At 59.4% G+C, this 23036-nt stretch carries 23 protein-coding genes and 4 pseudogenes; 10 read left to right on the top strand and 17 right to left on the bottom strand.

What is annotated here, in order from left to right; genetic code table 11:
• Positions 1-19: 19 nt before the first annotated feature.
• Positions 20-469 carry a type II 3-dehydroquinate dehydratase gene (locus ACSOSP_RS04110; RefSeq protein ID WP_455309699.1) on the top strand — a complete coding sequence of 150 codons (450 nt, stop codon included), beginning with the start codon at positions 20-22 and terminating at the stop codon, positions 467-469.
• A 126-nt stretch (positions 470-595) separates the two neighbouring features.
• Here the strand turns inward: ACSOSP_RS04110 and ACSOSP_RS04105 are convergent, their stop codons facing one another.
• Positions 596-2389 carry an arabinofuranosidase catalytic domain-containing protein gene (locus ACSOSP_RS04105; RefSeq protein WP_455309698.1) on the bottom strand — a complete coding sequence of 598 codons (1794 nt, stop codon included), beginning with the start codon at positions 2387-2389 and terminating at the stop codon, positions 596-598.
• 22 nt (positions 2390-2411) lie between these two features.
• Between ACSOSP_RS04105 and ACSOSP_RS04100 the strand changes: the two genes are divergently transcribed.
• Complete coding sequence (locus ACSOSP_RS04100; protein ID WP_455309697.1) at positions 2412-2786, top strand: hypothetical protein; 375 nt, start codon at positions 2412-2414, stop codon at positions 2784-2786.
• 596 nt (positions 2787-3382) lie between these two features.
• Here ACSOSP_RS04100 and ACSOSP_RS04095 read toward each other — a convergent pair.
• Positions 3383-3574 carry a hypothetical protein gene (locus tag ACSOSP_RS04095; protein WP_455309696.1) on the bottom strand — a complete coding sequence of 64 codons (192 nt, stop codon included), beginning with the start codon at positions 3572-3574 and terminating at the stop codon, positions 3383-3385.
• A gap of 226 nt (positions 3575-3800) precedes the next feature.
• Here ACSOSP_RS04095 and ACSOSP_RS04090 point away from each other — a divergent pair, with 226 nt between their 5' ends.
• From ACSOSP_RS04090 to ACSOSP_RS04075, 4 genes are all read left to right on the top strand, one after another.
• The gene (locus ACSOSP_RS04090) at positions 3801-4934 is read left to right on the top strand and encodes a substrate-binding domain-containing protein (protein ID WP_455309695.1); all 1134 of its coding nucleotides are present in this window, start codon (positions 3801-3803) and stop codon (positions 4932-4934) included.
• The gene (locus ACSOSP_RS04085; protein WP_455309694.1) at positions 4931-7768 is read left to right on the top strand and encodes an ATP-binding protein; all 2838 of its coding nucleotides are present in this window, start codon (positions 4931-4933) and stop codon (positions 7766-7768) included. The genes ACSOSP_RS04090 and ACSOSP_RS04085 overlap by 4 nt, the downstream gene beginning before the upstream one ends.
• Positions 7769-8190: 422 nt before the next feature.
• Positions 8191-9057: an amidohydrolase family protein gene (locus tag ACSOSP_RS04080; protein ID WP_455309693.1), complete on the top strand. Its 867-nt coding sequence runs from the start codon at positions 8191-8193 to the stop codon at positions 9055-9057.
• A 311-nt stretch (positions 9058-9368) separates the two neighbouring features.
• Positions 9369-9557, top strand: coding sequence for a hypothetical protein (locus ACSOSP_RS04075; protein ID WP_455309692.1), 189 nt, complete (start codon positions 9369-9371; stop codon positions 9555-9557).
• Between the two features lie 135 nt (positions 9558-9692).
• Here the strand turns inward: ACSOSP_RS04075 and ACSOSP_RS04070 are convergent, their stop codons facing one another.
• Positions 9693-10019: a hypothetical protein gene (locus tag ACSOSP_RS04070; protein ID WP_455309691.1), complete on the bottom strand. Its 327-nt coding sequence runs from the start codon at positions 10017-10019 to the stop codon at positions 9693-9695.
• Positions 10020-10129: 110 nt separating this feature from the next.
• On the opposite strand from ACSOSP_RS04070, the gene ACSOSP_RS04065 reads away from it, so the two are divergent.
• From ACSOSP_RS04065 to ACSOSP_RS04055, 3 genes are all read left to right on the top strand, one after another.
• Complete coding sequence (locus tag ACSOSP_RS04065; protein ID WP_455309690.1) at positions 10130-10360, top strand: hypothetical protein; 231 nt, start codon at positions 10130-10132, stop codon at positions 10358-10360.
• 116 nt (positions 10361-10476) lie between these two features.
• Positions 10477-10926: a MarR family winged helix-turn-helix transcriptional regulator gene (locus tag ACSOSP_RS04060; RefSeq protein ID WP_455309689.1), complete on the top strand. Its 450-nt coding sequence runs from the start codon at positions 10477-10479 to the stop codon at positions 10924-10926.
• Between the two features lie 38 nt (positions 10927-10964).
• Positions 10965-11273, top strand: coding sequence for a hypothetical protein (locus ACSOSP_RS04055; protein ID WP_455309688.1), 309 nt, complete (start codon positions 10965-10967; stop codon positions 11271-11273).
• 97 nt (positions 11274-11370) lie between these two features.
• Here ACSOSP_RS04055 and ACSOSP_RS04050 read toward each other — a convergent pair.
• The 8 genes and pseudogenes from ACSOSP_RS04050 to ACSOSP_RS04015 form a co-directional block, all read right to left on the bottom strand.
• Positions 11371-11544: pseudogene (locus tag ACSOSP_RS04050) on the bottom strand (ArsC/Spx/MgsR family protein); the annotation flags it as partial.
• The gene (gene arsB, locus ACSOSP_RS04045) at positions 11534-12595 is read right to left on the bottom strand and encodes an ACR3 family arsenite efflux transporter (RefSeq protein WP_455309687.1); all 1062 of its coding nucleotides are present in this window, start codon (positions 12593-12595) and stop codon (positions 11534-11536) included. The pseudogene ACSOSP_RS04050 and the gene arsB, both read right to left, overlap by 11 nt.
• The gene (locus ACSOSP_RS04040) at positions 12582-13103 is read right to left on the bottom strand and encodes an arsenate reductase ArsC (protein ID WP_455309686.1); all 522 of its coding nucleotides are present in this window, start codon (positions 13101-13103) and stop codon (positions 12582-12584) included. Before ACSOSP_RS04040 ends, arsB begins: the two co-directional genes overlap by 14 nt.
• Entirely contained in the window at positions 13100-13567 is a 468-nt protein-coding gene (locus ACSOSP_RS04035) for an ArsI/CadI family heavy metal resistance metalloenzyme (RefSeq protein ID WP_455309685.1), read from the bottom strand. Before ACSOSP_RS04035 ends, ACSOSP_RS04040 begins: the two co-directional genes overlap by 4 nt.
• Entirely contained in the window at positions 13564-13896 is a 333-nt protein-coding gene (locus ACSOSP_RS04030) for an ArsR/SmtB family transcription factor (RefSeq protein WP_455309684.1), read from the bottom strand. The genes ACSOSP_RS04035 and ACSOSP_RS04030 overlap by 4 nt, the downstream gene beginning before the upstream one ends.
• Before the next feature lie 316 nt (positions 13897-14212).
• Positions 14213-14596: a VOC family protein gene (locus ACSOSP_RS04025; RefSeq protein WP_455309683.1), complete on the bottom strand. Its 384-nt coding sequence runs from the start codon at positions 14594-14596 to the stop codon at positions 14213-14215.
• Positions 14597-15309: 713 nt separating this feature from the next.
• The gene (locus ACSOSP_RS04020; protein ID WP_455309682.1) at positions 15310-15726 is read right to left on the bottom strand and encodes a cupin domain-containing protein; all 417 of its coding nucleotides are present in this window, start codon (positions 15724-15726) and stop codon (positions 15310-15312) included.
• Between the two features lie 72 nt (positions 15727-15798).
• A complete protein-coding gene (locus ACSOSP_RS04015; RefSeq protein ID WP_455309681.1) occupies positions 15799-16734 on the bottom strand; it encodes a LysR family transcriptional regulator in 936 nt (311 codons plus the stop codon).
• Between the two features lie 103 nt (positions 16735-16837).
• Here ACSOSP_RS04015 and ACSOSP_RS04010 point away from each other — a divergent pair, with 103 nt between their 5' ends.
• A complete protein-coding gene (locus tag ACSOSP_RS04010) occupies positions 16838-17674 on the top strand; it encodes an MBL fold metallo-hydrolase (protein WP_455309680.1) in 837 nt (278 codons plus the stop codon).
• Between the two features lie 126 nt (positions 17675-17800).
• Here ACSOSP_RS04010 and ACSOSP_RS04005 read toward each other — a convergent pair whose 3' ends face one another.
• The 6 genes and pseudogenes from ACSOSP_RS04005 to ACSOSP_RS03980 form a co-directional block, all read right to left on the bottom strand.
• Positions 17801-18403, bottom strand: a complete 603-nt coding sequence (locus ACSOSP_RS04005; RefSeq protein WP_455309679.1) for an ATP-binding protein — start codon at positions 18401-18403, stop codon at positions 17801-17803.
• Positions 18404-18442: 39 nt separating this feature from the next.
• Positions 18443-19403, bottom strand: a pseudogene (locus tag ACSOSP_RS04000) (YncE family protein); the annotation flags it as partial.
• Between the two features lie 50 nt (positions 19404-19453).
• Positions 19454-19807 (bottom strand): annotated as a pseudogene (locus ACSOSP_RS03995) (alpha/beta fold hydrolase); the annotation flags it as partial.
• Positions 19808-20008: 201 nt separating this feature from the next.
• Positions 20009-20197: a hypothetical protein gene (locus tag ACSOSP_RS03990; RefSeq protein WP_455309678.1), complete on the bottom strand. Its 189-nt coding sequence runs from the start codon at positions 20195-20197 to the stop codon at positions 20009-20011.
• Between the two features lie 1137 nt (positions 20198-21334).
• Positions 21335-21475 (bottom strand): annotated as a pseudogene (locus ACSOSP_RS03985) (helix-turn-helix domain-containing protein); the annotation flags it as partial.
• A gap of 313 nt (positions 21476-21788) precedes the next feature.
• Complete coding sequence (locus tag ACSOSP_RS03980) at positions 21789-22805, bottom strand: IS110 family transposase (RefSeq protein WP_455309677.1); 1017 nt, start codon at positions 22803-22805, stop codon at positions 21789-21791.
• Positions 22806-23036: the final 231 nt, after the last annotated feature.

Here is a 23036-nt window from a genome sequence, read left to right as displayed (position 1 = left end):
TGAAAAGCAGGCAATGCAAATGAAACCACTTGTCTATGTCCTGAACGGTTCGAACCTGAACATGCTCGGCAAGCGTGAACCGCACTTGTACGGTACGACGACCCTGGCGCAGGTGAAAGAACGTACTGAAGCCCTTGCGGCCGAGCTTGGCCTCGACTGCGACTTCCGCCAGACAAACCACGAAGGGGTGATGGTCGACTGGCTGCAGGAAGCCTTCGAAAAGGAGGCGGCGGTCGTCATTAACCCGGCCGGGTTTTCGTTTGCATCGATACCGGTGCTGGATGCCGTCAAGCTGATTCGCCAGCCGGTGATCGAGGTGCATATCACCAACATCCATCAGCGGGACGAGCAGTATCGACATTCGCTGATCTCGCTGGCGGCACGCGGTGTGATATGTGGCTTAGGTGTCGAGGGATACCTGCTCGCCGTTCGAGCGGTCGCGGGCGCCATGCAGCGCGTACAAGCGTAGCCTGGCGCTATCAACGCCTCAATGCGAAAAAACCGTGGCAAGTCCCTTGCTGACTTCCTGCTGGTGTTTCCGGGACTCCACGCTCTCAAGAGCAGGAGTCTCCGGAAAAACGGCACCGTTTGACGCCTACGTCCCCAAGCCGGTCACGATTGCGAGACTTGGGCAATAATGCGTTGCGCTCAAGTACGCCGTTTGCTGCGAGCGGACTCCGGCAGCGCTGGACGTCGGCGGATCGATAAACACTTGCGCGTTGTTCGATCCCGCGGGAGCGGTAAGCGTCATCGTGACTTTCCACCAGTTGCCCGATTTCACCGCGGTGAGCGAGCTCGCCTGTCCGCTGCCCCATGTCCCTCGCACTATAGCGCCCGTGTTCGTGTTGAGAACCCACGCAAATTCGGAGCCGTTCGGGTCATCGGTCTGGATTGATCCGCCAGGAAAGACCGTCGCGTTCGTGGTAGCCAGAACATAGTCAGTAAAACTATACGATTGCCCACCCTGAACCCTGATGATTTCGCGGATATTCGACACTGACGAGCCATTCGTACTGGTCACCGTTGCCGCTCCCTTGTTCACTCCCGAGACGTCGGTCGCCGGCACGGCGGTACCGCCATTTTGTTGCGCCCATGCATCCGGCGTTGCGAGACTCAGTGGTGAATTGATCAGATTGTTTGCATAGCAGGCTGCCATGGCCTTATCGGCCAGCGGCCCATAAAAGCTTGCAATGCTCGCCTGGATCGCGTTATCGGTCAGATCGGATGTCGCCTTGGTGATTATCGCTCCTTCGAAGAACTGGACAGGCGCACCGCTAGCGTCGCCGCCTTCTCCAAGCGACAGGCCGCCTTGCCATTGCCCGTTGAATGCATGGCCCGCATCGTTGCCAAAATTAAGGGCTTCCGGAGGCGCCTGGTCATAGAGTGCCGTGAGTACATTCTGCGAGGCAGAGCCGCCTTTGACAACGAAGATGTTTGACGCGGCCACCGGCGAGTATTTGGAGAGCACCGTCACGAACCTTTCCTTCGGAGGCTGCTGCGGCCCGTAAAGATACACGCCCGCTTCTGCGTCGACGCCCGGCCAGTTGATATCGAGTGCGTTGCATACGGGGTCCTTGACGTTGGGCGCCTGGCTCGAATTGCCATCACAGTATCCGAACACCGCTGCGTTGCCGTTTGAGAAGGCCAGCGCGAACATTTCGCCTTCGACCTCTCCATGTGCATAGGTGCTGGGATTGGCACTGCTTTCCATATTTCCGTACGTCCCGCAGCAAGTGGAGGACTGGCTATAGTGCGCGCCCGCCACCATGTATTCGGCGATGTCGGTGTCTCCGATCGACTGGTTCACCGTGCCGAACCTGTTGCGGTACGCCTGTCCCGCCAAAGTACCCAAGGCAGGGATCTGCGCGCCTTGCAGGGGCACGAAGCCGAGCTTTGCGGGCGTACCGGGCAGCGCCGGCAAGTCATTTCCGATCGATACCTGCAGCGTCGGCGACTGGGTGGTCAGCGCAGTGGGAGGCTGGAGCAGTTGAACGGTCAGCGTCCCACTGGTTCCTGGAAGCGTGATCGTCGCGAAGCCGTTGAGGACCGGGACGGTCGTCGCCTTTTGAGCCGCCGTGCTGGTGCTCGGAACGGTCAACGACTGCGTTCCATTCGCGTTGAGCGTGAGGGTCGCCGGCACATTGCCAAACGCGCCGCCCTTGAGAGGGGCTACCAGGTCGATCTGATCGTATAGGTAGGTGACGGAACAGGTTGTATTGTTGCAGAACGAGTCTGCGCTTTTGACATTGGCCGAGCCGATCAGCGCGTGGTCGGCGCCGTTCGGCAAGTTAGCCGACGTATAGGGATAGACGTCCAACGTCGTATTATCGGACGCTCGTTGAACCTGGAATAGCGGTCCCCTGTAGTTCTTTGTCAGCAGGCGTGTCACGCTGTGAGCCGCAGAACACGGCGTGTTGGCTGTTGCGGCAGCGTCGCAGGGTAGAGGGGACGTCCTTGCCGCGTCCGTTGCCGCGTCCGTTGATGTACTGTCGTTTGACTGGGCTGCAGCAGTGAGTGATGCACTCGTGTTCGCCACGCCTGTGGCTTGGGACGCAGACGTGCCGCTGCTATCTCCGTTACATGCAGCGAGCGCAACGGTCATCGCCAACAAGACAGAAATTAATCCAACTCCTCTGGACATCATGAACTCCTCGTATGAACCATGCATTTTGATTGGATTGGAGAAATTAGTTATACGAAACTATTTACTTATAACCATCACTGATCAAGCAGGTACTCTTCGGAACTATCACTTCTTCTTGGAGGGTTATGGAATGCACTACTGAATGATGCAGATCACCTCTGGTCCATGCTGCGCGTTTATCGCACGCCATTCGATCGCGATCCCGCACAGGCGTGACTCGTGGCCGGATAAGATGCTCTCAGACACGCTAAGCGCGGAGTTGAGGGTGATCGTCTGGTAGACAGCGCAGATGCCGGCAAGCTGCGCGGCGGGCGGGCTGTCGAGCCGCACTGGCGGGCCGCCAAGCAGGATCTTACCGGCGGCTTGCGAAAAAATGGTGGCATGGCGTGAGCTGGCGGCGATGGCTAGTACACGAGGCCGGCGGCCACCAGCATCACCACCACCCGTTGCAGCGCTCTGCGACTTGGCATCCTCGTCTCCATTGTCGTTGCATCGATTGTCTGCCCAACGCGAACAGCAGGCGGTGCCGCCAGGCGGTACGGCAGCCTCGTTAGGTAATAATATTAATACATAGTATTACTTCGCCATCTCGGTATATTCCCTCATGTCTGAGCGAAGAAATTGAACGACCGTAGCCCGCTAGTAGAGTGATTGGAGCACGAATGCGTGCGAATCGCTAATATTATTGCTAATGCAAAGTGTAATAAAGCGATAGATCGCTCATCGAGCGCTCGTCCGTCAGAGTGATTGAACAGGCATGGTAACTAAAGCATTCCTAAATATTATTTCTTGAACATCGTCAGGTTTGCGACGAACGGCAGGAAAGGGTGTGCGTCGTGAAGAGATGGCGTTTTCCAGCGGGTGTGCAAAGTCCCGCCTGGCGATCGCTCCAGCCGGAAACAACCGGACGGCCTCGTCGAGCAGGGCCATGGATCTCTCAACCCGGTGTCCGGCCGTCGGAGCCCGTCGATTCCGGTGATCCCGCAGACGAATCTCAATCGGCTTTTCACTCACCGCCAGACCAGCATCCGCTGCCCCGGCGCATGAGCGCTGACATGCGGCCAGCGGAGTGTAGTATCGTGTTTGCAGGGTCCCCTGCGGGGCATTTTGCTATGTCTTCGGTGGCGCACAATTGACGGGACCCGTGGGGAACAGCATGAGGGGCTTGCTTCTGGCGTGGGCATGCGCGTGTATGCAGTCGGTTGCTGCGGCGCAGGGGTTGTCGTCTGCCCCCGTGCCCGAGGGCACGGTTGCTACGAGGAACTATCTGGACCAGGCGAAGCGCGTCGTCGACGCTGCGGCGCAACCGGCTACACCTTGGAACGGACCACGTGACGGGCCACGCGCGCAACGTGGGAAACGCATCGCCGTGGTCGCCGAGGATCTGCGCAACGGCGGCATCCTCGGTGTGATCGACGGCATGCTGGAGGCCGCCAAAGTCGTCGGCTGGACCGTGAAGATATTCGACACCGGCGGCGTGCCGGAACTGCGGCTGAAGATGCTGGCGAATGCGCTGGAGAGCCGTCCGGACGGTCTGGTTATCGTCGGTGGCGACGCGCGTGCCGTGCTGTCTGGGCTGCAACCTTTTTCTGAGCGAAACATTCCGATAGTCGGCTGGCACGTCGCGGCCCAGGCTGGTGCGGTTCCTGGTACGCCTGTGGCGATGAACGTCTCGACGGATCCGCTTGAGGTCGCGCGCGTGACCGCGCTGGCGGCCATCGTGCAGTCCGGCGGACGTGCGGGAGTCGTCATCTTCACCGACAGCAGTTACCGGCTCCCACAATCGAAGGCGGACGCAATGGCCGCCGTCGTGCGTGCGTGCAGCGGCTGCACCTTGCTCGAAATGCGCGACGTACCCATCTCGCGCAACCAGGAACTGATGCCCGGCGTAACGCGCAGCTTGCTCGCGCGTTATGGCAGAAGCTGGACGTATGCGTTGGCAATCAACGACATCTACTTTGACTACGCCGCCCCTGTACTGACCCAGGCCGGATTGCCGAACAACGCCCTGGCGATGCTGTCGGCCGGCGACGGGAGCGAGTCCGCCTTCCTGCGCATCCGGACGCGCACATTCCAGACGGGCACAGTCGCTGAGCCGCTGAATTTGCACGGCTGGCAAATGGTCGATGAGATGAACCGGCTCCTCGCCGGGGAAAGCGTCACGGGTTACGTGTTTCCGGTGCATCTCGTAACGGCGGACAACATCGCCGCGGACGGCGGTGATCGTCTGCTTTACGACCCCGCCAACGGCTACCGCGAGATCTATCGCCGCATTTGGGAACGCCCTTGAAACTCACCTTTCCACACTCGCTTACAGCCCAGTGCGCGCTCGTGGTCTCCTGCCTCGCCGCCCTGGTAGTCGCGGTCGGCGCCACTACCGTTTATTCATTGGACGGTTCGGCGCACGCGCTTCGCCTGTTGGCCGACGATCGGCTGGCGCGGATGGAGGATGCACAGGATCTGGCGCAGCACACCCTGATGATCGAGCGCCTGGCGTTGCAGTTGTCCAGCGACGATACGGTCGACGCCGTGCGCGAGACGCATCGGCACGTCCTCGAACAGTTGGCGTCCTTCGACCGTCTGGTGGGGCGTCTCACCTCGGCGACCGCGCGCGACGACCCCGGTGGCGACACGCTGACGCTGCATCGATCGAGCCAGCGCTTTCGCAACACGGTCAACGTCGAGGCGCAGGTGCGCGAGACCGCGCTGCGCGAGCGTGCCGTGGCCGTCACCTCGCCCACGCCCCGGCCCGAGGGGTCACTCGCCAGCCTCGACAATGATTTGCTCAGCCAGGCCGGCGCCCTGGCGGCCGCGGCGCGCCAACAGTCGGACTATTTGACGCGCGACTATCGCCAGGCGGTTCAGGATCTCGCCGAAAGCTCGGACCGCACGCGCGCATGGGTGGGCGCAGAAGTCGGGCTGAGCCTGTTGCTCACTTGGCTGATCACCCGCGTATTTCTCGGTCGTCATGTCGTCGCACGGCTGCGCCGGGTAAGCCACACCCTGCGTCACGGTGACGTGGAGAGCGCGCAGAACGGTCTCCCGGTGCAGGGCGACGACGAGATCGCCGACATGGCGCGCGCAGTCGAGCAGTTCCTGGAAGACCGGCGCCAGCGCGGGAAAGCCGAGGAGGAGTTGAAGCAGCTCAACGCTGAACTGGAGTCCCGCGTCGCGCAGCGGACAGCCGAACTGAGCAGCGCGCTTGCGGGCCGGACGGCGGAGATCGTCGAACGCAAGCACGCCGAAGATGCCGCACGTGCAAGCGAGCGCTTCCTGAGCAGCATCATCGAAAACATCCCGGATATGATCTTCGTCAAGGAGGCGGCGAGCCTGAACTTCGTGCGCTTTAACAAGGCGGCGGAACAACTGCTCGGCTACAAGCGCGAGGAACTCATCGGCAGATCCGTCCATGAGCTGTTTCCCGCGCATGAAGCCGATTTCTTCGCGCTGGACGATCGAACCGTGCTGAATTCGCGGGAAATGGTCGACGTGCCGGAGGAGCAGGTCCATACGCGCTACGGGGTGCGCTTCGTGCACACGATGAAGATCCCGATCCCGGATGCGCTCGGCGAGCCGCAGTTCCTGCTCGGCATCTCGCGCGACATTACGGAGCACAAGCGTGCCGACGAGGAACTGCGGCGCTATCGCGAGCGGCTCGAAGAGATGGTCCTCGAACGCACTGCTGAACTGGCGGTCGCAAAGGAGCACGCCGATGCGGCCAACCAGGCCAAGAGCGACTTTCTCGCGCACATGAGCCACGAGCTGCGCACGCCGTTGAACGGGGTCCTGGGTTACGCGCAGATCCTTGGCCGCGACAAGAGCCTCGACCAGCGACAGATCGACGGGATCCGGGTGATCCAGCGCAGCGGCGAACACCTGCTTACGCTCATCAACGACATCCTGGATATGGCCAAGATCGAGGCCGGGAAGATGGAGCTCAACCTCTGCGACATTCCGCTCGACCGGTTCATCCATTTCATTGCCGAGACGATCCGGGTGAAGGCAACGGAAAAGGGGCTTGCCTTCACCTGCGAGATGGCGCCGGATCTGCCCGCGGGCGTGCGCGTCGACGAAAAACGGCTGCGCCAGGTACTGCTCAATCTGCTCTCCAATGCGATTACATTTACCGAAGAAGGGAGCGTGCGTCTGCGTGTCAATTTCCTGCCGCCAGCGCGACTGCTTTTCGAGGTAGAGGACACAGGCATCGGCATAGACGATGTGCATCTGAAGGCAATCTTCCAGCCTTTCGAACAGGTGAGCGACGCTCGCCACCGGCTGGGAGGCACGGGGCTGGGCCTCGCCATCAGCCAACAGCTTTCGCGCCTGATGGGCGGCGAAATCCATGTCACGAGCCGCAGCGGCGCCGGCAGCGCCTTCTCGTTCGAGCTGAACGCGCCGGTGGTGGCGCCTCATGCGGATGCTGCCCCACTGGAGCGGACGATAGGCGGCTACAAGGGAGCGCGCAAGACCGTCCTGGTCGTGGATGACGTGGCGGAAAACCGCGCCGTCGCGGTCGATATGCTCAGCCAGCTCGGCTTTGACATGGCGGAGGCCGGCAACGGACTGGAAGCGCTCGAGAAAGTCAGGTCCCTGCGGCCGGCGCTCGTCCTGATGGACATTGTGATGCCTGGCATGGACGGGCTCGAGACCACACGCCGCCTGCGCCAGATGCCGGAGTTCGGGGATTTGCCCGTCGTCGCAGTCTCCGCCGGCGCCTCCGGGGCCGATGCGGCGCAAAGCCTGGCGGCCGGTGCAAATGCCTTTTTGACTAAACCGATTGACTTCAATGGGCTGTTGTCAAAGATCGCGGCACTCCTGAATATCGAATGGAGCGACGAAATTCCCGCGGCGGAAGCCGCCCGACCAGGTGAAGCGGCAGAGCCCGTTGCCGATCCTCCCATCGAGACCTTGATCGCGCCGCCGCCGGAGCAAATCGAAGCGCTGCATCATCTGGCGCGGCTCGGCGACATGAAAGCCATTGCACGGCATGCCGCCCACCTGCCCGAACTCGATGAGCGCTACCGTCCTTTCGCCGATCATCTTTGCGGGCTTGCAAGGGATTACCGGTCCAAGGCAATCCTCAGCTTTGTGGAGCGATATCTGGTGAAGAGGGAAGTGCCATGACACATGCGCGAAGCGGGCCATGCTTCCGCCCAAGGCACATGGAGCAGAAGCGCTGAGATGAGCAAACCGGGGGAGTGGTGAGTGCGACCAATGCAAGTTCGGTTGAAGGGAGGAGGGTGGAGGCGTCCACCTGTGCAAGGTCGAAGAGAACGACCTTTGGCATGATGCGTGCGGTGCAGCTTTGCGATGCTTCGCAGGACGAACCGATCGGCAATGATGCGACGCTTCTCGAAGCGCGGACCGGACGGTGGCCGCCGGGTTCCGGGTGTTGCCGCTAGGCGATTTGCTGGTACAACATTGACCGTGGAAATGCCGTTACCATCGTTGCCCGCGCAGGCCCGATTCGAACTCGCGTACCGAAGTACGCGTGTTCTTCTTGATGCCGCAAGCCGTAGCGGTGAACCTCTCGGAGAGCACCGTCAATGAATATCTTCGACGAAGAGAAGATCGACTGTCACAACCATATTTTCGATCCTGCGCGCTTTCCGTTTCGGTCCGACACCGCGTACCGGCCATCGATGCAGGAGATCGGCACGGCTGCGCAGTTCGCCCACGTGATGGACGCTTGTGGCGTGCGACATGCGCTGCTCGTCGGACCGACAAGCGGCTACCGCACCGATAATCGGTGCATGCTTGACGCGATCGCACGAGGCGGTGGCCGGTTCAAAGGTATCGCGGTGGTGGGGAACGACGTGAGCCGTGCGGAACTGGCCGGGATGAAGGGCGCGGGGGTGGTGGGCGTCGCCTTCAACCCGGCGATGGAAGGCGTCGACGTGATGAACGGCGCCGATGCGCTCTTCAACACATTGGCGGAGTTCGACATGTTCGCGCAGATCCAGGTCACCGGGGATCAACTGGTCGCGCTCCAGCCGCTGATCGCCCGTACGGCCACGCGAATCCTCATCGATCACTGCGGGCGACCCGAGGTTGTGGCTGGCATTGAACAGCCGGGGTTTCAGGCGCTGCTGCGTCTTGCGGACATCGGCCGCACCGTCGTCAAGGTTTCGGGGCTGCAAAAATTTTCGCAGGTCGAGTATCCCTACGAGGATGCCCAGATTTTCGCGAGAGAGATCCTTCGCGCATTCGGACCGGACCGCTGTGTATGGGGTTCGGATTGGCCTTTCCTGCGCGCGTCGGCACGCATGGATTACGCGCCGCTGCTGACGCTCGTGCAGCGCCTGATCCCCGATCCCGACGTACGCCGATGTGTCTTGTGGACGACGCCGTCCCGGTTGTTCGACTTCGAAGCGTGCGATAGCGCGGAAGATCGGCAAGTCAGTGGCGCTTGAGTAGAGCAAGTCATGATCATCCCCGGACGACATTTTTTGCCAGTGCGCGCCAGGAGGCCGGGATCGGACATTTGTAATTAGCTAGAAGGGGGGCGGCGGGTATCTTGGACTACTCGGAGGTAGTTCATGCATTCGTGCGAAGACCGTATTCGAGCGGTTCAGCTCTACATAAGACTTGGAAAGCGTCTTACAGCGACCGTCCTTCAATTGGGTTATCCGGCAACTACGATGCTGCTGTCCCGGTCATCACCAGGCTGGGGCCGATGGTCGGACCGCTTACAGTCGCGCTTAATGAGGACGCGGCGTTGAACATGGTTGAAGCGAAGCGGTTGGCTGCCGAAGCCAAGGTCACGGTAGAAGACCAAAAAAATTCGACATACAAGGATGTCGGTGGTGCACCGCTGGAGGGCAATTCGTCGGCCGGTTCGCGCCCGCATGCGCAAGAAGAGTCCAGTTGCGTGGGCCCGGTCGGCTTCTGCACGCCGTACTTTGGGAACTGAAGTCATTGCCGCCGCACAGTGGCTCAAAGACTTTGTCGAACGGCAGTTGTACTCATCCACGCGAAGCCGCGCGGTGATAGTCGAGTGCGTGTCAGCGTGCGAGCCTTGCTCGGCACTCGACCGCCCCATCTTTATCTACACTGTGCCGGAACGGAGCTGCAGATTGTCCCGGCGCTGCGGTCCGCGAGGCCCGTAGTCGAGCTCGGCCCCAAGGTTGCTGCTTCGGGTGATTGCGGCGGGCGCGTCGCACGGGTCCATGATCGACTCGACAAAAAGCAGCCTGTCGTTCGGCGCACCGAGCGCGTTTTGCAGATCACCGCAGGTCTTGACGACAAATGATCTTGCGGAGGCGCCGGGATGGAGCACTTTCGGCAGCTCAGCATAGGCCCAGTTGGCGATGTCGTTGTACGGCTCGGTCTTGCCATTCGTTGGGTGAGGCATGCCCGCATGCTTGATTTCCATGGAGGACTCCTAATGGTAATAATCGGAGGAATACGCGTCGCACAATTCGATAGAGGACTGTCGATCTGCGTATCGCCTCTCGTCAGATACACCATAGTGGTTATTGGTTTTTGATCGCTTACAACTCGAATACGCTTTCGATACAACCGCTTTGCGCGTGGAGAAAATCCTTCGCAGGCGTCGGCCCGATTACCGATGCGCTGCTTTCGCAGAACCAGCTGATCGCCGCGCAGAACGCGTATGCGGACAGCTACAGCGCCGCGCTGTCTGCCGCTGCCTCCCTCGCGCTCGCGACGGGGGAGATTGGGACGATCGCGCCCGACGGAGACCCAGTCTGGTAAGGCGACTGGAGAAGGACGGGGGTCGTCTGAATACGTTTGAACGACCCCGCGCGGTAGTCGTAGCAAAATCGACAGTTTAACTTGCAAGTTAAACTGTCTTGATTTAGGATTCGCACATGGCCCGCTCTCGTAAATCCACTCCGCCGCTCGAATGTGTCGTCTCCGACCTGACGCTGGCAGTTGGCCAGCTTTTGCGCCAGCTGCGCAGCGCTAATCCCGGCGACCTGAACCTGTCGCAGTCCAGCGTTCTCGCGCGGCTGGAGCGAGAAGGTCCGATGACCACTGCGGATCTTGCGCGCGCCGAACTGATGAAGCCGCAGTCAATGAAAACCATCCTCGCGGGCCTCGAAGAAGAGGCGTGCGTCGAGCGCGAACCGCATCCCAAAGACGGCCGTCAGATCCTGTTCGCGATCACGCGCAAGGGGCTACATGAACGCAAGCGGCGCACGGCGACCAAACGCGACTGGCTGCTGGCGAAGCTCGAACAGTTCGATCCGCAGGACGTCGCGACGCTTGCTGCGGCCATTCCGCTCATCAAGCGGCTCGGCGATTCCAGTCTTCCATAGCCTTTGCGGCTTCTCCAGCTTCCTCGAAAGGATGAACCATGAGTTTCGTTGCGATCTTCTTCGCGGGTGCCTTTGTATGTAACGCGATGCCGCATCTCACCGCGGGTCTGCGCGGTGAGTTGTTCCCATCCCCTTTCTCGAAACCGCATGGCAAAGGGCCGTCGTCGCCGCTGGTCAATTTTCTGTGGGGCATGCTGAACGCATTGATCGGTCTGGCTCTGCTTGTTCACCATCCGTTCGCGCCCGGCGTGAACGTCGATAGCGCGGCGATGCTCGTCGGCGTGCTTGTCATGGGTGTTTTCTCATCGGTTCATTTCGGCCGTGTGCGTCGCGAAGGGCTGTTTTGAGCGGGGCGTAACGCGATCGGCTGGATCCGCTGGTCTGGAAAATTACGACCGTCGCCGTACTCGGCTCGCTGCTTGCACAGCTTGATGCGACTATCGTCAACGTGTCGCTGTCCTCTTTGGCAAAAGCACCTTTTTGTGTTGCGGGCAGAATGTCGAGAACGACTTCGGAGGGCCGGCACAGGCGTACGCCAAGCGGTGTGACGACAAGCGGGCGATTGATGAGGATCGGATGTTCCAGCATCGCGTCGAGCAATTGCTCGTCATTTTGCTTCATACCAATGCTGCGATCGATTGACGACACCGACAACCAGCAACATCACCGGCACCTCGATCAGCACGCCGACCACCGTGGCCAGCGCCGCACCGGAGTGAAAGCCGAACAAGCTGATTGCCGTGGCCACTGCCAGCTCGAAGAAATTGCTCGCGCCGATCAGACTGGATGGCCCTGCAACGCAATGGGCGACACCGAGGCGGCGATTCAACAAGTAGGCGAGACCGGAATTGAAGAACACCTGAATGAGGATCGGCACCGCCAGCATCGCAATAACGAGTGGTTCCTTGATGATCGCCTGCCCTTGGAAGGCGAAGAGCAGCACCAAGGTCGCGAGCAGCGCGCAGATCGAATAGGGGCCGAGGTGTGCGATGGTCTTCCGAAAATGCGCCTCACCCTTCGTCATCAGCATCCGGCGCAGCAGTTGAGCGAGGATGACCGGGATGATGATGTAGAGACCGACCGAAATAATCAGCGTATCCCATGGCACCGTAATGGCCGACAAACCAAGCAACAAGGCGACGAGCGGCGCGAAGGCCACGATCATGATGGAGTCGTTCAGCGCCACTTGCGATAACGTGAAATACGGATCGCCCTTGCAGAGCTGCGACCAGACGAACACCATTGCTGTGCAAGGGGCTGCAGCCAGCAGGATCAAGCCGGCGATGTAGCTGTCGAGCTGATCGGCGGGAAGCCACGGCGCGAACACATGGTGGATGAAGATCCAGCCGAGCAACGCCATCGAAAACGGTTTGACGAACCAGTTCACAAACAGCGTGACGCCAATACCACGCCACTGACTTTTGACCTGAGTCATCGCGGCAAAATCAATCTTGACCAGCATCGGAATGATCATCACCCAGATGAGCACGCCGACCGGGAGATTGACCTGTGCCACTTCCATACGGCCGATCGACTGAACGACCTGGGGAAGCACCTGCCCGAGCAGAATGCCACCCACAATGCAAAGGGCAACCCATACTGTCAGGTAGCGCTCGAAAAATCCGATCGCGGGTCTTGCATCACCAACCGCCGTATCAGTGCTGCTCATTTGATTCTTCGGCAAGCCTTTCGCCGATAGCGCGCATTTCATGCTGAATTGCGTTGCAGTCAAGCACAAGGAGGGGCAGGTTCACGAACTGGCTCACCTGACTCATGATTTGCCGATATACCTTGGTGAATACCTTGCGCTTGTCTTCATCGCTGCCCTCGAACGCGGCCGGATCTTCGAAACCCCAATGCGCCGTCATCGGTTTGCCTGGCCAGTTCGGGCAGTCTTCGCCCGCCGCTTGATCGCAGACCGTGATCACAAAATCCATGTGGGGAGCATCAGGCGTTGCGAACTCATCCCAGCTCTTGCTACGCAGCTCCGACGTGTCGTAGCCGAGCGCCTCGCATTGCTCGATCGCGAATGGGTTGACCGCGCCCGAAGGATGGCTACCGGCGCTGTACGCCCGGAACTTCCCTTTGCCCAAGACGTTGAACAGCGCCTCGGCCATGATGCTGCGCGAGCTATTGCCCGTGCAGAGAATGAGAATCGAGTAAGGTTTATCGGTCATGTGCGGCTCCGGATGGTCAAAATGGATTCAGAAGGCGAGCAGCATGCGGCCGCTGTTTGCGCTTGTGCTTGCGTTCCATCGTGAGACTCACCGTAGACCGGTGCGGCTTCGAGGGTTCTGAACGTCTCCCAAGCGACGCCCTGCGGGTCGATCGTCCACGCCTTGTCCGACTTGGCGTAGCAGCAGGTTGTCTCCGTCTGTTCCTGTACCGGCAGCTTTGCGGCAGTGAAGCGGGCATTCATCTCTTCCAACTCCGCGTCGGTTTCAACCTGGATGCCGATGTGATCGACACCCGGCTTCGCGCCGCGCTGCGAAATCGCGAAGTTGACGGCCGGATCGGTCAGCTCCCATTTGCAGTAATCGCTCTTGAGAACTGTGGGTTCCTTGTTGCCGAACATGGCGCTGTAGAACCGAATGCTGTCGTTGAGGTCTTCGACCGCTACATGGATGTGCATGCGCTTCATGGTGTATCTCCGCAGCAGTTGGGAAGATCGCTCGCGGCACAGGTTGCGCCCGCGCAGCAGTTCTCCGTTAGGAAGCCGATCAGGCCCGTCATCGCGTCAAAGTTCGCCGTGTAGATGATGAAACGGCTTTCTTGACGAGGTTTCACCAGGTCTGCATGTGACAGATCCTTAAGGTGAAACGACAGACTGGAAGGGGAAAGCCCGAGCTGCTTCGCGATATCGCCAGCGGCCATGCCGTCCGGCCCGGCGACGACCAGCATGCGAAAGATCGCGAGGCGCGATTCGTGGGCGAGCGCGCTCAGGGCGCGTACAACGAGATTAGAGTCCATACACGGAACGATAGAGCATTCGATTCGATATTTCAAGTATTGTCGAAATGATTTCGTTACGCAGGCCTGTGCAGATCGATGAGACGGGAGATCAGATTATTTGAGCGGCTGTAGTCACGCGAAATCCGGCCGCTCGGTCAGTCTGAACGTACGTCGCTTTCGGGTCGCGTGCCGACCGTCGCGGGAACACCAGTAGCGCTCGATCAATGTGCGATCGGCGACCAGTGCGCGAATGCCGAGAAATCCCTCGGCTTCTCCGCAGGCCAATCCTGCCGAACACGCTTTCCCGGTCCGGAAAGGAAGCCGACTGGGTTCCTTATGCGCCGCTGCCGTACGGCTGCGTGATGATCTCGAGATTATGGCCGCTCGGGTCTTCGAAATACGCGCCTCGACCGCCATCGTTCGTATTGATCTCGCCCTGCCGGCGGTGAAAGGGATCCGCCCAGTAGGGCAGTCCGCGGCTCTGTATTCGCGCAAGAATGCAATCGAACTCCGTCTCGCTCACCAGAAACGCATAGTGTTCCGGCCGCGTTTGATGATCATCGCTGTAGAAGTCCAGCGTGACGCCGTTATCCAGTTGCACGGCAAGGAACGGCCCGAATGGTTTCGGCTCGGGAAGTCCGAGTATTTCTGTGAGAAATGCCGCCGATGCATCCCTGTTTCGCGCGTACACGATAGTGTGATTAAGCGTGATGCTCATGTTCGCTGCTCTCCTTTTGCCGCTTGCGTGGCAGGGCCTGCTCACGGTGTCGGCCGGCGTCATCGCCCAACCCACGCGCCGTCCCTCGCGCAACCGCTGAAGCAACCGCTGAACACTGCGCCAATCAGTGCGGCTGACCGAGGCATGCATCGGCGACGTCGACGATCGGCTCGCTATCGGCGTGGGCTTCGGGAAAGCGATCGACACATTTGATCTGTAGTAGCGCCCACCATATGCCTGGCGGATCGTGGCCGAGCCACATCACTGTCGCGGCCGCTTTGGTTCGAAGCCTCCATCGCTGCCAGTCGGCGCCTTCAAACGATACAACTTCACGTGCCCGTGGTCCAGACTGACCGCTGCGATGTTCCGGGGCCTCGACACGGCGGCAATATGAACTGAAGTGGCCTGCGTCAGGAAACCATGCAATGGTGAGCGCCAACATGGAGTGGTGCCATGGATCTTGCATCGCAACGGTAGTTGGTTCGGGTGTCCGCTTTTCACTCTGCGTGAGGGGAGCAACACAACGAGCATCTATCTTTATGCCGACGATTTATGCCGACGATGACCAGCGGCATACCGGGACGGAGAAAAAGCATCGCGTCCATTGGCGATGTCTCGCGGTGTTATCCCCTTACCGGCGAGTGATCGGCCACAGGAGAAATTCGAAGCCAAGTGAGCGTGGTTCGCACATGTCGTTGTGCTGGTCGACGAGCTCAATGCAATGGATCGAGAAAAGGCGTGTCCGGGTCGCTGGTGTAAAAGACAACGACACGGAGCGAATCGCTATTGCTGCGGTTATAGCCGGTCATCTTCACGTGCGGCGGCTCCACCATTGCCTGACCTTGAGCGACGGTGACGGGTGCTCTGTCTTCCATCTCCAAAGTGAAGGCACCCTCGAGCACATAGACAGTCACCGGAAACCTGTGCGTATGAAAAACGGTTTTATCGCCGGGTTTGAAACTCGCTGTTAAAACGCGAAGTTCCTGTTTTTCGCCTCTCGGCATGCCCTCGACAACTTGTTGAAGAAGTATTTGAGGTTTGACGGTTCCAGACTCTTGTGCGGCACAAGGTAGGCAAAAAGCCGAGCCAAAAGCGACGGCTGCGAAAGCCAAACAGGCAGTTGTTTTCAATTTGTATGCTCCATTCGATACACGTGCCGGTCACGTGGTGAGTATTGGCAGGACATCATCGCATGCCGCATCTCATGTGAGACTACGCATCACCTCGTTCCTTACTCCGGGAATCGTCGCCAGTTCCTGCTTGAGTTCAGCACGCCACGTCTGCAGGCGATACGTCTGTGTCTTGACCGGAAACACCGCATGCACTGGCCACTCGGGCAGATGCCAGTCGGCGAGCAACTGGACGAGTCGCCCGTCGCGGATGTCGGCATCAACGGCGTAGCGATGGATCAACCCGACGCCCGCACCTGCCAGCAGCGCCTCGCGGTGCCCAACGATCTGGTCGATCCTGAGGCGGGGCGTAACCCTGACTTTCTGCTTGCGACCTCTACGTTCGAGGCAAACGTCATCGCCGTCAAGCAGTCCCGAGAATGCAACCCACGGCAACGACTGCAAGTCAGTTGGCCGTGCAACCGGTCCAATCAAACACCGAGGATGACTGACCAGAACCTCTTCCAGCACGGCCAGTGGTCTTGCAAACAGGGACGAATCGGCAAGTTTGCCAATGCGGATGGCAACGTCGATTCCTTCGCTGACCAGATCGCTCTGGCTGTCGGACAGGCAAAGCTCCAGGCTCACCTTCGGATGCCGTTCGACGAACCGACCACAAAACGGCGCAATCACGAAAGCGCCAAATCCTGACGGGGCGGCAATGCGGATACGCCCTTCAACCTCCGCGTTATCGCCCGTCAATCGTTCTCGCAAAATGTCGTCCGATTGCACGATGGACCGCGCCTGCTCGTAGACCATCCTTCCGGAATCGGTCACGCGCAGGGTGCGGGTGGTTCTGATGACGAGCGCGGTGCCGTAGGCCGTCTCGAGATCCTGCAGTTGTCGCGACACTGTCGGCTGCGTCGTGCCGAGGTCCCTTGCCGCCGCCGATAGGCTGCCACGCTCGACGATCCGCAAAAACGTTCTCAACTGTGACAGGGATGCATCCTTCGTCATGGCCTCACCCATGTAGTTTCCGTATGAATTATATGCGTCCTATGCACCTTCTCTCATGCCGGTCAGTCGTCAACAATTCAACGGCGTTCTCTTCCAACCCGTTCAAGGAATGGCCATGTTCAATGTTCACGTTTTCAGGTCTGCCGAATCTGCATTTTTCGTCAACTCATTTGTGATCGAAACTGAGCGCGGCCTCGTGCTCGTTGACACCCAGTTCCTGACATCCTCCGCGCGGCAGTTGTGCGAGGCGATCCGGGCCCACGACAAGCCGCTTCTCGCAGTCTTCATCACTCACCCGCATCCCGATCACTTCAACGGCACGGCCGAGATTGTGCATGGGTGGCCGGGAGTGCCGATCTACGCAACCCAGGCAACGATCGACGTCATCCGCACGACGCAAGCCGAGAAGCGTGCCGCATGGACTCCAGTCTACGGCGACGATTATCCTCAGGAAACGGTGCTGCCCAATACTGTGGTGGTGCCCGGTCAGTCTATCTTTGTGGACGGTCTTGAGCTGCGCGTAGACGATCTTGGCGAGGGAGAATCCGCCGATATTACCGTTATCCACTTGCCGCAGAGCGATCAACTGATCGCCTCGGATCTGCTGTATCACCGCGTCCACCCCTGGCTCGCCGAAGGTCGGACAAAGCAGTGGCTAAGCCAGCTTGAAATTGTGCGTGAGCGATATTCGACCGCGACCGGGATCTTCGCGGGACACGGCGAAGCCGCCGGGCCGAACGCCCTGACGCAGCAGGCGGAGTACCTCAACACGTTCCGTAACTGGGTGCGCGACGCAATCGCCGACCTCAAGCACCCTACGCCCGAGGAAAAGCGCATGGTCGCTGGAAAGGTACTTCAGCGATACCCGAACTATCCGCTTCAGATGCTCGTTGACATGAACATCGATGGAGTTGCAAAGGAACTCGCCGCTGAGTTTGAATCGGCGCGCTGACCCGGCTATCGTTCACACGGGGGCGAGACGAGGAACGCCACAGTGCCGGGTGCTGCAACCGGAGCCGACGAAAGGTTATCGACCGGATCGTCACCCAGTGCGACGGCGATGGCCGAGCGCTATTGCTTAAAACGGGAGTCGATTCCGTACTTGTCGACGAGAATTAAGGCCGGGCAGGCAGGACCGGGAGGATGACGCTGAAGGTTGCTCCATGACCCTCGTTATTGGAGGCAGTAAGTCGACCCTCATGAGCTTCGACAACGGAACGACACACGGCAAGCCCAATGCCCATTCCCTTGCGCTTGGTCGTGACAAATGCGTCGAGAATATGTTGTCGCTGCCAACGATGCCTGAACCGTTGCCGATGACCTCGAGCAGCACGGACCGGTCGTCAAGGGATTTCGCGGTGATGACAATCCTGGGTGTACGTCCCGAGTTCTCCGTGGCTTCTATCCAGTTCGTGACAAGGTTCACAAGAACCTGCTGAATCTGTATCTGGTCGACGAACACCGGGGGCAGGTTATCAGGCAAGTCGAACTTGATATCGGCGGCACGCCTGGTCTCGTCTTCGCGTAGTAGTCTTACGGATTCGAGGACCATGTTCTTCACATTCCGCTCCCGCTTCTGGAATGTTTGCCGATTGAACAGCGCGCGGATGCTTTGCATGGTCTCGTTGGCGGAACGGGCATCTCGAACGACGCTTTCGACGGAAGCCTTTGCTTCGTTCAAATTCAGAGGAGCCTTTACACCTACTTCATGAGACGGTGGTCAGCGCGGGGCCGTACGAAGCGACGAAGGGCCGCCCGTCAGCGCAATGCGCTGCCCGGTGTCCTGCAGATGGCCGCCGTTCACCGCAAACATGGCGAGCTGCTTCTCGACGTTGAACTGCACGATCAGATGCTTGTTGTCGGCGGTAAAGACGATGCCCTGCGCGGCTTCTCCACCCGGTGCCTCGGACATTTTCACGGCCTGGCCGTTGCGGATCGCGAACAGAAGAACCTTGCCGCGCGCATGGCGTCCGGGGTTCTCCGGCGTGAGGTTCGAGCCGTCCATGGCCTGTACGCCGATCCACTTGCCGTCGGGCGAGATCGCCACGCCCTCGGGCAACGCCGACGTCGCTCACGACGACCCATTTGCCGTCGCTCGATACGTCGACGGAGTAGGGCGCCACGCCACTCGACAGGCGCACGCCGCTATCGGTGACATGGCCGTCCGCGATGTTCAGCACGGCGACACCTTGCTCGTCGCGCAGCGCAACCAGTGCATGCTTTGCGTCGTGCGTGAAGCTTACGCCCGCCAGACGCTTCTGGCCGATCTTCAGCGTCTCCACCAGCGTCACGCGGTTACCGTCGATGCCGAGCACCACCAGGCTGCCGTCGACGCACGCGACGAGCGCAAGTTTTCCGCTGCGGTCGATGGCGATGCCCTGCGGATGGCTGCCGACCTCTAGTCGGCTAACGGCGGGCGGTGACGCTTGCAGATCGACGACCTGGACAAAGCTATCCATCAGCAGCTTGTTGGCAGCGTGGTCATAGCGGGTGGGCGCGCCAACCAGCGCCACAGCGGCATCCGGCGTGACCGCGACCGCCTGTGGCGGTCCCTGGATACCGTTCTCCACCTCTACCTGAACCTTGACCTGAGGGGGAAAGCGGCTGGCGTCGAGGAGCGTGAGCGTGTCGGGTTGAGCATTTGCCGGGTAGGTATCGCGTCCCTCGACGCGCTGATACTTGACCAGTAGGCGAGCGCGGCGACGAGGCCAGTCGGGTTGTAGCCGGTGCCTTGCGGGAACGCACGGAAGTACTCGAACCCCGCGCGCATCCGCCCTGGCTGCGCGTAAGTCGCGGCATACAGTTCACGATCGGCCTCCGGCATGGAGTGCTTGGGATCTGCTGCGAAGTCGTTCCAGAAGTGTTCGAAGTAAATCCGCTCACGTCCTTCAACCAGCTTCAACGGCGTCTCGCGGTTAAAGTTGTAGTGCCACTTGTCGCGCAATAGCCATACCTTCTGCCAGTCGCCTACGCCGGGCAGGAAAGCATCCATCAGTGTGATGCTTTCGACCTCGTCCGGATACTGGGCAGCATACGCATAGGCCACCATCAGCCCGATATCGTGTCCGACGATCCTCACCTTGCGATACCGGAAGGGCGACAGTTCTCAGCTTGATCGTCACGAACTAGTTGCGCTTGCTATGGATCGTGACGACGGCCCCCGGGACCTCGCTGTCATTGATCACGTAGTGTGCGTCCATCGCGATAGAGTACGGTCCGAGAGGTCTTCAACGCTGCCAACCTGCCTGGTCGGGAAAATGTCCGTCTGGATTTTACTCCTGCAGCCTTAGCGCGACACAACCTTCGGTAACCCGTGGTTCGACGGTATGCTCGCGCCGAGGCCGGTGAATACGCTCTGAGCCGCCGAAACGCGGGTCAGCTCATCCGAGGCTGAATTCGGCAACGTGACGGAAATGAAGAAAACGGCCAGTATCGCTATCAGTATGGATGCCAGCCACGTGGTGACATACCTCATGGTTTTCTCCGGGGAATTTGGGGTTGCACGCGCCTGCTGACAGCGACGAACGCGCCGCACCCACAGAGTCGATGAACAATTTATGCCGAGTCGTGAAGAGTGACGGCGCACGCCCTGAACGAAACTAAACGGCGTGACTTCAGATTAGATGCGTACGGCGTTTTTTACAGCCCTACTTACGCAGGGTCCCGAAGTAGGGTGCCTGGCGCAGAAGCGGAAAGCGGCGCGACGGTCGAATCTCCTGCGACATCGGGCTTACACGGCCTATAACTCAGGAGTACCCCGGGTCGCGAAGAAGATCCTCGAGAGCGTTTGGATACCGCGGTTGACCCGGATGCGTCGCGAGGAAGTAGCACTGCAATGCTCCGCGATACTGACTGCAATGTTCGGGGCTGCTTTCCGCGAAACAGAGCAGATTATCAAAAACCAACCTGCTCGCCAGTCATTGGTACGAGCAATATCTCCCAACAGGGCCATGCAATGAGCGACGCTGGTAGTTTCAGAGCGCATGAATTCAGTCAGATAGACGTTCGCCTCTGGCGGAGTTTGAAAAGTAGTACGTATTATTTTCCCGATCCGGCGAAGCTCAATGACCCTGCTGACCGTTAAATAGACCTCGTGAAAGCTTTTCGATTGGCGCGAGCAGGACAAACGGCAACGCACTCGCCAAAAGCTTAGGAGTGTTTTCTACGGCTCTGTCACAGTAAGGGGTTACGCTATGATGTGCGGAACGACATGAACAACTGAAAGCTCGATGAAGACGTTGAATTCGGCGGTGGCCCGAGTGCTCGTTCCAAAACGCCAGGGGCCTGAACGCCTCGAGGAGTTTTTCCGGCGGGACGTCCCGGAAGACGTCAGGTTCGGACGATTGGACACATAAAACGGCTTTCTCCCGGCGAGCGCCCGGATAACGTCTCAGGTAGTGAAATTTAACTAACCTGCAGGTGCAAACGCGACCAGACGTGCAGCGACTTCGCTCACACACAACTCAACGAGGCCAGATCATGGGATTACCCATGCAGCAAGATCTATTTGGAACCGCGGAATCGCTGACGACTGCGATTTTCGATTTCAGGTCGGCCAGGCGGCAAGCGTTAGACGCTCATTCCTGGATCGAAGTCGTGCCTGGCTGGATGTCAGGCGCTCGACCTGGCGCACGCTCAGGTCGAGCCGTTTCGCGGCACGACCGGGCTTCAGTCGCGCCTCGGCAACTGCTTCAATGACCTTTAACCGATCCAGCTCACGCATCGACATCGTGATCGTCCCATTGGTGTTCATCGCCCACGCTCCGCACCTGCTTGCCAGGCCATGAACCTACGCCCAAACACGACATTTCTTATATGGTCGCCTCCCATTTGCAAGGAGATATTGTGTTTGGCGAGGAGGGTGGTTGCGGACTTATATCCGGACTCGATCGCGGAACATACCCGCCGGCCCCGATGGATTTCGCCGCAAGGATCCTAATCTATCTTAACGGACTCGAAGTCCGAGAAATGTCCCAGGTTCGTCCTTGCGCGGTCCAACCTGTCTTGCCATCGCTCAATATCACCTATGCAACCGTGAGTGGATTTGTACGTGATACAACGAAGTGTCAAGCTGGTAAGGGCGCTGGAGTTTGATAGCGTCGACCGTACGCGAGCAACGCCCAAATAGTTCGTGCGAGCTTGTTAGCCAATGCAACGGCCACGACATTGATAGGGCGTCGGACGAGCATGTTTCTTAGCCGCTCAGGCAAATGTTTCGAACTCGATATGACCGCTCGAGCTCCGTGAACGAGCAGCGTGCGCAAGTACACATCGCCGCGTTTGCTAATGCCTCCTAGCTTGACTCGGCCACCCGAGCTGTTCTGTCGCGGCACCAGTCCCAGATAAGCCGCAAATTCCCGTCCTGATCTGAATGCCTGTGCGTTGCCGATAACCGCCACCGCGGCCGTGGCGGTGAGCAGACCCACGCCCGGGATCTCCGAGATGCGGCAGCAGGCTTCGTCACCTCGACGCCATTCTGTTATGCGTTGTTCGATACGTTGGATTTGCTCGTCGAGTGCCGATAGCCTCGATATCTGGTCCTGCAGACTGTCTGTCAGCATCGTGGGCAGTTGGTCAGCCAACGGCGCCATTGCACCTTTCGCAGCCTCAATCGATGCACGCCGACCTTGTGGCAAGACCACGCCGAACTCATACAGCAGCCCGCGCAACTGGTTCACCTGCATCACGCGGAACCTGACGAGTTGTTGGCGCATGCGGTGCAGAGCAAGCATGGCTTGCTGATCCTCCGTCTTGACAGCGACGAAGCGCATGCCGGGCCGCTGAGATGCTTCCCAGATCGCCGCAGCATCTGCAGCGTCGTTCTTGTTTGACTTGACGAATGGGCGAACAAACTGCGCTGCTATCAGCCTGACATCGTGACCGAGCTTAGCAAGTTGGCGAGCCCAGTGATGAGCGCTTCCGCAGGCTTCCATCACAATCCGGCATCGTGAACGATTAGCAAAGAACGGCACGAGTTGAGCACGCTTGAGAACTTTGCTATGGATTGCACCAGTTTCTGGATCGACGAAGTGCACCTGGAAAACGCGTGTGGCCAGGTCAATCGCAATGGTCGTGGGTTCCATCTGATTTCTCCTTACCGAGGGTGGCAACGGAAACAAGACTTTGGCACATTTGCCGGAGACGCTGAACTACGACGCTTAAACGACCGCTGAGGCGGGAGGCGACCATTCCATCTATTTAGCTAGAACCGGACATTACTACTTAGCTGCTACAAGATGCAGAAAAGGTGATAATTTATGTTATGTCAAATTAATCTAACTGCGAAGGTCACCACAAACGTACGAGCACCTGTA

It is taken from the genome of Caballeronia sp. KNU42 (assembly GCF_053760385.1).
The sequence above is the reverse complement of the archived record's forward strand: the minus strand, read 5'-3'. Positions and strand labels throughout refer to the sequence as shown.

Excerpts from the sequence above, each read along its gene's own strand:
- ACSOSP_RS04095 (WP_455309696.1), bottom strand. The coding sequence starts at position 3,574 with ATGGCCCTGCTCGACGAGGCCGTCCGGTTGTTTCCGGCTGGAGCGATC.
- arsB (WP_455309687.1), bottom strand. The coding sequence starts at position 12,595 with ATGAGCAGCACTGATACGGCGGTTGGTGATGCAAGACCCGCGATCGGA.
- ACSOSP_RS04035 (WP_455309685.1), bottom strand. The coding sequence starts at position 13,567 with ATGAAGCGCATGCACATCCATGTAGCGGTCGAAGACCTCAACGACAGC.
- ACSOSP_RS03980 (WP_455309677.1), bottom strand. The coding sequence starts at position 22,805 with ATGGAACCCACGACCATTGCGATTGACCTGGCCACACGCGTTTTCCAG.
- ACSOSP_RS04015 (WP_455309681.1), bottom strand. The coding sequence starts at position 16,734 with ATGGGTGAGGCCATGACGAAGGATGCATCCCTGTCACAGTTGAGAACG.
- ACSOSP_RS04110 (WP_455309699.1), top strand. The coding sequence starts at position 20 with ATGAAACCACTTGTCTATGTCCTGAACGGTTCGAACCTGAACATGCTC.
- ACSOSP_RS04055 (WP_455309688.1), top strand. The coding sequence starts at position 10,965 with ATGAGTTTCGTTGCGATCTTCTTCGCGGGTGCCTTTGTATGTAACGCG.
- ACSOSP_RS04030 (WP_455309684.1), bottom strand. The coding sequence starts at position 13,896 with ATGGACTCTAATCTCGTTGTACGCGCCCTGAGCGCGCTCGCCCACGAA.
- ACSOSP_RS04080 (WP_455309693.1), top strand. The coding sequence starts at position 8,191 with ATGAATATCTTCGACGAAGAGAAGATCGACTGTCACAACCATATTTTC.
- ACSOSP_RS04040 (WP_455309686.1), bottom strand. The coding sequence starts at position 13,103 with ATGACCGATAAACCTTACTCGATTCTCATTCTCTGCACGGGCAATAGC.
- ACSOSP_RS04070 (WP_455309691.1), bottom strand. The coding sequence starts at position 10,019 with ATGGAAATCAAGCATGCGGGCATGCCTCACCCAACGAATGGCAAGACC.
- ACSOSP_RS04025 (WP_455309683.1), bottom strand. The coding sequence starts at position 14,596 with ATGAGCATCACGCTTAATCACACTATCGTGTACGCGCGAAACAGGGAT.
- ACSOSP_RS04075 (WP_455309692.1), top strand. The coding sequence starts at position 9,369 with ATGGTTGAAGCGAAGCGGTTGGCTGCCGAAGCCAAGGTCACGGTAGAA.
- ACSOSP_RS04010 (WP_455309680.1), top strand. The coding sequence starts at position 16,838 with ATGTTCAATGTTCACGTTTTCAGGTCTGCCGAATCTGCATTTTTCGTC.
- ACSOSP_RS03990 (WP_455309678.1), bottom strand. The coding sequence starts at position 20,197 with ATGAGGTATGTCACCACGTGGCTGGCATCCATACTGATAGCGATACTG.
- ACSOSP_RS04060 (WP_455309689.1), top strand. The coding sequence starts at position 10,477 with ATGGCCCGCTCTCGTAAATCCACTCCGCCGCTCGAATGTGTCGTCTCC.
- ACSOSP_RS04090 (WP_455309695.1), top strand. The coding sequence starts at position 3,801 with ATGAGGGGCTTGCTTCTGGCGTGGGCATGCGCGTGTATGCAGTCGGTT.